The 5,147-nt window shown below is 57.1% G+C and carries 5 protein-coding genes; 2 read left to right on the top strand and 3 right to left on the bottom strand.

Features of this window, described 5'->3' with window-relative positions; translation table 11 throughout:
* A partial coding sequence (locus tag AC221Y_RS20025) for an alpha/beta hydrolase family protein (RefSeq protein WP_486708164.1) occupies nucleotides 1-568 on the bottom strand: 568 nt, incomplete at its 3' end.
* Nucleotides 569-1,138: 570 nt separating this feature from the next.
* Between AC221Y_RS20025 and AC221Y_RS20020 the strand changes: the two genes are divergently transcribed.
* The gene (locus AC221Y_RS20020) at nucleotides 1,139-2,398 is read left to right on the top strand and encodes a D-amino acid dehydrogenase (RefSeq protein ID WP_073194679.1); all 1,260 of its coding nucleotides are present in this window, start codon (nucleotides 1,139-1,141) and stop codon (nucleotides 2,396-2,398) included.
* Between the two features lie 380 nt (nucleotides 2,399-2,778).
* Here AC221Y_RS20020 and AC221Y_RS20015 read toward each other — a convergent pair whose 3' ends face one another.
* Nucleotides 2,779-3,117, bottom strand: coding sequence for an excinuclease ABC subunit A (locus tag AC221Y_RS20015; protein WP_486708163.1), 339 nt, complete (start codon nucleotides 3,115-3,117; stop codon nucleotides 2,779-2,781).
* Between the two features lie 396 nt (nucleotides 3,118-3,513).
* Here AC221Y_RS20015 and AC221Y_RS20010 point away from each other — a divergent pair, with 396 nt between their 5' ends.
* Nucleotides 3,514-4,221, top strand: coding sequence for a VIT1/CCC1 transporter family protein (locus AC221Y_RS20010; protein WP_486708162.1), 708 nt, complete (start codon nucleotides 3,514-3,516; stop codon nucleotides 4,219-4,221).
* 386 nt (nucleotides 4,222-4,607) lie between these two features.
* On the opposite strand, the gene AC221Y_RS20005 is transcribed toward AC221Y_RS20010, so the two are convergent.
* A partial coding sequence (locus AC221Y_RS20005) for an alpha/beta fold hydrolase (protein WP_486708161.1) occupies nucleotides 4,608-5,147 on the bottom strand: 540 nt, incomplete at its 5' end.

Below are 5,147 nucleotides of genomic sequence, written 5' to 3'. Positions count from 1 at the left end.
GCCAGTTCAGAATGTCCCCCGCTTGGTCAATATCGCAATCGATCAGGAAATCAGGCTGGGTCTTTGCGCAGGCGGTCAGTGCTTGTTCGGTGACGAAACCATGCCCTGCATCGACCGATACCGTATAATTGATGGCCATTTCCGGTATGCCCAGTGACAGATAGGTTTCCTTCAGGGCGTCCATCGTCGCGCGCGCTACGGTGTGGTCGGATTTGCCGTGGAACAGATAGATTCGATCAGCGTCGATGTCATCGAGAGGGTCGATTTTGCCCTGTTCAGCCAACGTCCGCATGCTGGCAATCGCCTCAGCCGGATCGGGACCGTCCCAAAACGGGTTCATGCACACATAGAGCGCCCGCCAGACTGATTTATCGGCACAATTGAATGGCCCGCCTGCAACGATGCCCACCCCGCTGATTGCTGATGAGAATGCAACTTGCAACTGCACCGCCATGAAGGCGCCACTGGACAAGCCGGAGACCGTGGTTGCCGCCGGATCAAGGTTCAGCAACGGCAGCGGATCCGCCAAACTGGCGCCAGGCCAGAGAACGCAACCCAGAGCAACCATCCGAACTCTCTCCAGGAGCATAGTCGCAGGAGACTTTGTTGCGATTTTTCCTGCCGGGCAGTCACGGCGAGTGTCCCCAAAGCTTTTGAAAATGTTCATTCTTGGTCAACCTCTCGACCCAAAGCCAAAGCCCTCGGGCTGAGTGACACCAGGCTCGGCGCGAGCAAGTTTATGCCGCCCTGGGGTAATCTTCGTGATCAGACGGACCTGACCTTCGGGTTCTTTGGACAGTCCTAGCAGACCGGCGCATGCGGGCAAGGAAAACCGGCCAGGCTCTGGACCTGTAAACGCGTCACGACTTCAACAGCAGCGTCCTCCCTTTGACCTGAAGCAACGGATCAACGCGGTTCATCTTCGTTCTGTGCCAAGGTCGGAGGCCTTTGTTGCAAGGATAGCCGGTCTCGCAGGGATTCGTAGGGCGTATGTTCACTGGGGCGCCATGTGCCCATTGCCATTCGAGCCAGCGTTTCAACACTCGCGGATGACATCGCCGGACCAATCACCCACACACCTTGCCCCCTGTCATCAGACGGAGCATTCTAGCGTGAACACAATCGAAAGGCATTTCAAATGAAAGTTGTCGTTATGGGGGCGGGCGTCATCGGCGTTACCACCGCGTATTATCTAGCCAAACAGGGCGCAGACGTCGTGGTCATAGATCGTCAGGTCGGGCCAGGGTTGGAAACCAGCTATGCGAACGCGGGAGAGTTGAGCTATGGCATGACCTCGCCTTGGGCGGCGCCGGGGATACCCATCAAGGCAATCAAATGGCTGTTCATGAAGCGCCGCCCGCTGTTCATCTGGCCGCTGATCAGCCCAACCATGTGGAAATGGTGCGCCCAGATGCTGCGCAATTGCAACGATGACAGCTATCGCATCAACAAGGGGCGCATGGTGCGGGTGTCGAACTATTCGCGCGACGTGATGCCAGAGCTGATTGCCGAGACAGGCATCGAATATGATGGCCGCGCACAGGGCACCCTGCAGCTTTTCCGCACTGCCAAGCAGATGAAGGGATCAAAGGCGGATCAGGAAATCCTTGCCGAATACGACTCTCCCTACGAGGTGCTCGGCCGGGACGCCTGCATAGAGGTTGAACCGGCCCTGGCCGAGGTGCGCAACAAGTTTGTCGGCGGCCTGCGCCTGACCGCAGATCGCACCGGGGATTGCCGATTGTTCACCATGGCCCTGGCCGATAAATGCGCGGAAATGGGGGTTGAATTCCAATACGGACAGTCGATCAGATCCATCGCAATCGAGAATGGCAAGATAGCGGGCGTGGACACTGAAATCGCCGGGCGAATTACGGGGGATGCTTATGTTTGTGCCATGGGCAGCTATGCGGTGAACGTGCTGAATCCCATAGGGGTCAAACTGCCGGTCTATCCGGTCAAGGGGTATTCCGTCACGCTGCCTGTCACCGACGACGCGTTTGCCCCACAATCCACAATCATGGACGAAACCCATAAGGTCGCCATCACCCGCCTCGGCGATCGCATCCGCGTTGCTGGCACGGCGGAAATTGCGGGCTATTCCAACCGTCTCGGCCCGCATGCCACCGATACGGTGAAACATGTGATCGGCGATCTCTTTCCCAAGGGCGGCGACATCTCGCGCGCCGAAGGATGGACCGGTCTGCGCCCGATGACACCAGATGGCACGCCTGTTTTGGGGCCGACGCAATATGACAATCTGTTCGTGAATACCGGCCACGGAACGCTGGGGTGGACGATGGCCTGCGGGTCGGGCAGGGCGGTGGCCGATGTGGTCCTAGGCAAAGAACCGGAGATTTCATTTGAAGGGCTGACGGCGGCGCGATACTTGCGCTGATAGAACGCGCCCTGGCTGCAATCGATCCCTTTGATATTTTGGAGTAACCGTGTCTGTCCTGCGGCACATTGTGATGGAGACACTCATATAGCTGGGCGCGAGGTGTCGTGATGTCCTCAAATGTGGTCGCCCGAAGGCTGTCATTTGCACTTCGCTCTCGCGCATGCCCACAAAACGCCTTGCGGTCGTCGTTTCTACATTTGGAATGCCCCGGCGTCACAGCAGTTAGCCGCGCCGCCGTCCAGCATGGTATTTTTGTGTCGAGTCCAAATGTAAGCTGAAGCCGCACCTATTGTGGCCAAGGACCGTTTGTGGCCAAAGATTAAAGTGTTGCGTCGACCAGTTGAAACCGCCCCGTAGTCAGGTCGTTTCCACAGAATTCAGTTTAGCACTCTGGAAACGGCCTCAATCAGTTCGAGGATCTCGCGTGTTTCATTGTCGACGCGGATCAAGCTGTCACCAACGCGGTAGTAGCTTTGTCCGCGGGGTAGCCTGGGCAAGTTGTATCGCCGCCGATCATAATCGTTCAGATAGTCGTTTCGGTCGTATCTGTCGCCGATCCGATAGATCTTCTTGGCTTGGCCGGGAGGCACGCAAGGCGGGTTTTTCTTGGCCAGCCCCGGTGGACAGTCGCCAATCTTGGATTTCGGCTGCGCCGCAGCTTGTCCGACGGGGGAAAAGGCCATCAACGCTATCAACATAACAGAACAGTATTTCATCCTACCCTCCAAATTGGTTGCTTGATCTGAGCGGACCATGAGCGGCTTCCAAGTGTTATTCAATATCAATCCGTGAAAACCGAAGATATCACATACGATCCAGGCAACCTTGACCGGCCAATGGCAGGACGGTGTCGGTGCCGGTGCTGGTGCTGAGGCGCGGTTACGGCGGCCACCCAAAATCTTGCTAAGTTCTGATCCTCGGGCGAGGAATGGCTGAACCTCTCGTCCCGCAGAGTGGTCAATCGATGGACTTGGGCGAATTGCGGTTCCGAGCCAAGAGTGAACGCGTTCGGGTAGCGTTTACATGGCCTACATGTCAGTGGCCAAGATAGCGCTGAATATATAGGTCGTCGTTAAGTTTTGCGCAGCCGCCCCATTTTCACGGAGTTTTCTATGAACTTACCTTACAGATCTGCACACGAAGAACTGCACTACATCAATCGCGTCGGCTGGCTGCGCGCATCCGTTTTGGGCGCCAACGACGGCATTGTATCAGTTTCATCGCTGATAGTCGGCGTTGCGGCGGCTGACCCCAGCCCAACTGCAATCTTGTTGGCCGGAGCCGCGGGGCTCGCAGCAGGCGCAATGTCGATGGCGGCAGGTGAGTATGTCTCAGTAAGTTCGCAGTCTGACGTTGAACACGCCGACATTGCGCGTGAAAAGCAGGCCCTCATCGACACGCCAGCAGAGGAAGAAGCTGAACTGGCTTCGATCTATCGATCTCGGGGACTTTCCGTTGAAACAGCCGCTCTGGTTGCACGAGAGTTAACCGCCAAAGATGCACTAAGCGCCCATGTGCGTGACGAACTCGGACTTTCCGAAGTGCATACGGCAAATCCCTTGCAGGCGGCGCTTGCCTCTGGCCTCACATTTACTGTGGCAGCAGCACTGCCACTCGCCGCCGCTATTTTGGCGCCAAGCGATGAAATTATCCCAACCGTTGTCATCACGACCTTGATTTGTCTCGCAGGCCTTGGTGCCTTAGGCGCCCATTTAGGTGGAGCACCTAAGCCGCGCGCAACAGTCCGCGTTTTATTCTGGGGCGCGGCGGCCATGGCCATCACCGCCGGTGTAGGAAGCATCTTTGGCGTGAGCCTTTAGGCAGGGCAATTTGACTGGAGCGCTGCCGTCCCTTTACTTAAAATGCACGACCGCTTCGTCCAGCAGAGCTGGGGCGCATGATCGTCGGTCGAAAACTCGTAAAATAGTGCGCCCTGCGCCTCTTGTCTCGGTCTCAACATCGGACATCCCGCGCATGACAGGGCCAGTTGAATCAGCGACCGGTATCCAAATCAACAAGAGCTTTCAACGCAATAAGCCCTTCTATGCAGGTCCGTCGCTCTCGGCCCTTGCCCGAAGCCCATCGCATACGCAGATGCAGCCGTGCAGCTTTCAAGGTGCCGCCATGCCTTTAGCGCCCCGAAATTCGGGGCCCGGCATTGACGGTGTCGCGACTTTCCGACATGCGCCTTTGTTCCCTAACTCCGCTATTTCAGGCGTTTGATCGTCCGCTCAATCAGGTCATTTACCTGCATCGGCGACTCGATGGACGACGAATGGCCCGTGCGCTTGAAAACGGCCAGTTCCGATCCCTTGATCGCCGCATGCATGCGTTCCGATTTACTGGGCTCCGTGGCGACGTCCTCGTCTCCGACCCCAATGCCGGTTGGAATCCTGATCTCGTTCAGAAGATCGCTGCAGCCGTCACGTTCAATCACACCCGCCACAGCCCGCGTGATGCCAATGCGGTGATTGCAGGAAATTGCCTTACCCCACCGTTTCTGCTCTTTCACGCGAGCCGCGTCCTTCAGGAAAGTCTGCCCAAACAAAATGGGCATCACACGGCCAACAACGGCCCACAGCCCTACCCAACGGGCCACAAGGTTGAGCATCCGGTATTTCGGTCCGGTTTCTATCGCCTCAGGGTCGGCAGACGTATTGAGCAGGGTCAGCGTTTTCAACAAGCCCGGGTTCCAAGCGGCCAGCCGAATACCGACAAATCCGCCCATGCTTAGCCCGACAAAGTG

The organism is Boseongicola sp., assembly GCF_057460485.1.
Note: the sequence above shows the minus strand (reverse complement) of the source record. Positions and strands in the feature narration are given on the sequence as shown.

Excerpts from the sequence above, each read along its gene's own strand:
- AC221Y_RS20010 (WP_486708162.1), top strand. The coding sequence starts at position 3,514 with ATGAACTTACCTTACAGATCTGCACACGAAGAACTGCACTACATCAAT.
- AC221Y_RS20020 (WP_073194679.1), top strand. The coding sequence starts at position 1,139 with ATGAAAGTTGTCGTTATGGGGGCGGGCGTCATCGGCGTTACCACCGCG.
- AC221Y_RS20015 (WP_486708163.1), bottom strand. The coding sequence starts at position 3,117 with ATGAAATACTGTTCTGTTATGTTGATAGCGTTGATGGCCTTTTCCCCC.